Source organism: Pseudomonas sp. (assembly GCF_049590575.1).
In the GTDB taxonomy this organism is placed as follows: Bacteria; Pseudomonadota; Gammaproteobacteria; order Pseudomonadales; family Pseudomonadaceae; genus Aquipseudomonas.
The window spans coordinates 1-1,970 of record NZ_JBAWDE010000196.1 but is presented as its reverse complement, the minus strand read 5'-3'; the positions used below and the strand labels follow the sequence as shown (position 1 = coordinate 1,970).

Below are 1,970 nucleotides of genomic sequence, written 5' to 3'. Positions count from 1 at the left end.
CGCGTCATCCTGGCCGCAATGCAGGTGCACCGCCAGCCACAAGTGACCGGCGAAGGTGCGGCGCAGCCATTGGATCGAGGCTTGCGTGTCGCTGTCTTCGGCCACCCACAGCGCCAGCAGGCCGGGCAGCGGTTGCTCGAAGTCCTCTTGCAGCAGGCGATAGCTGCCCTTTTCCGCGCGACGTCGAGCCAGGGTGATCAAGCGACACAGGTGCTGGTAGCCGCTGAGGTCTTGCACCAGCAACACCAGTTTCGGGCCGTTTTCGATGCGCATTTCGCTGCCGATAATCAGCGGCAGCTCCACCGCCTTGGCCGCCTGCCAGGCGCGCACAATGCCCGACAAGGTGCATTCATCGGTAATCGCCAGGGCGCTGTAGCCCTGGCGCTTGGCCCGCTCGAACAACTCCAGCGCACTCGAGGCCCCGCGCTGGAAACTGAAATTGGACAGGCAATGCAGCTCGGCGTAACTCATGCAAACCAGCCTTGCAGCCACAGCCCGTCGTCTTGCCCCACGCTGCGGTAGGCCCAGCCTTGCTGACCGGCGCGGGTCTGGATCAGGTAATAGTCGCGGCGAATATCGGCACCATCCCACCAACCGGACTCGATGCGCTCCGGGCCCATGAGGATTTGCACGCCGTGCTCGGCCAGCAAGGTCGGTTCGTGCAGCAGCCAGCCAGGGCGCTGCACCTTGTTCAAGGTTGGGCACGCGCGACTGTCGGCGGCGGCTTGCCAGGCGCATTCGGGGCGATGGTCGGCGTGAAAACGCAAGCCTTGGACCGCTTCATCACCCAGGCGCGCGCGCAGGCGTTCGCGCAGTTGCTCCCAGGGCAAGGTCTGTTGCGGACGGTCGTCGAACAGGTCCTGGCGCTGCGGCACGAACACCGGCAGGTCCTGGGCCACCAGGCGAAAACCGCGCACCGGCGAGGTCACTTGCACTTGCTCCAGGCGCCCGCGCGCCAGTTCGAAGAGCATCGCCGGCTCGCGCTCGGCACTCAGCAGGCCGACCTTGATCACGCTGTCGGGCGCCTGCGCATGCTCCAGGTGCAGGTCGAAACGCTGCACGCCACTGTCGCGGCCACAGAGGAAGGCCGAGAGGTCGCCGGTCAGGCGGCGCAAAGGAAATAGCAGGGCTTGGTGGGATTGCACGTCGAAATTCAATTCGATGCGCGCATCGAACTGGTCCGGCGGCTGATAAAAATCCAGCGCCAGCGGCCGTTGCCCGGTCAGCGCATCCAGGTGCTTGAGCACACCCGCTTCGAACCGCCGCGCCAGGGTATGCCGGGGCAGCGCCTGCACCTGGGCCAGGCTGCGCAGGCCCATGCGCGACAAGGCCGTCGCGGCCTGCGGGTCAAGGCCGGCACGATCGATGGGCAGCGGTGCGAGGGCCTGCATCAAGGCGTGATCCTCTACGGCCAGGCCATCGTAGATATTCGCCAGCACCCGCGCCGCTGCCGGGTTGGGCGCAGCGACGATACGGTGGCGAAAGCCCAGCTCGGTCAGTTCTTTGCGCAAACGCGCTTCGAACTGCGGCCAGGGCCCGAACAGCCCCAGGCTCGATTCGATCTCAAACAGCAAGGCACGCGGGTAATACACGCTGACCTGGGAGCTGAAGCGGTAAGCCCAGGCGGCGAGAAACTGTTGCCAGCGCTGGATGTCGACAGGGTCGTATTCGGCGCAGGCAAAGGTCTTGGCCAGGGCATGCGCGGCCGTCAGGGATTGGCCAGGGCGCAGGCCCAATGCGCGGGCAGCCTGATTGACGGTTTGCAGCACACGGCGCTGCGGCGTGCCGGCCAGTAACGCGAGCGGTTGATCCGGCTCGGGATGCACACGCTGCACCCCGTCCAGCGCCAATTGCGGGAACACAATACACACCCAGCGCATGGCAACCTCAATGCCCCGCCAGTGCAATCGGCGCCGGATGGGCCAGGCCGCCGCGGCATTTGAGCACGCGCACCTGGGCCGGTTTTGCCT

2 protein-coding genes and 1 pseudogene are annotated in these 1,970 nt (G+C 66.1%); all 3 read right to left on the bottom strand.

All coding sequences use genetic code 11. The annotated features are described in order from the left end of the window. Positions 1–471, bottom strand: a 471-nt coding sequence (locus WBR57_RS13390; protein ID WP_424084220.1) for a PHP domain-containing protein, incomplete at its 3' end; no start/stop codon positions are given. Further along, the gene (locus WBR57_RS13385) at positions 468–1,880 is read right to left on the bottom strand and encodes a Y-family DNA polymerase (protein WP_424084219.1); all 1,413 of its coding nucleotides are present in this window, start codon (positions 1,878–1,880) and stop codon (positions 468–470) included. The genes WBR57_RS13390 and WBR57_RS13385, both read right to left, overlap by 4 nt. A 7-nt stretch (positions 1,881–1,887) precedes the next feature. Beyond that, positions 1,888–1,970: pseudogene (locus WBR57_RS13380) on the bottom strand (translesion DNA synthesis-associated protein ImuA); the annotation flags it as partial.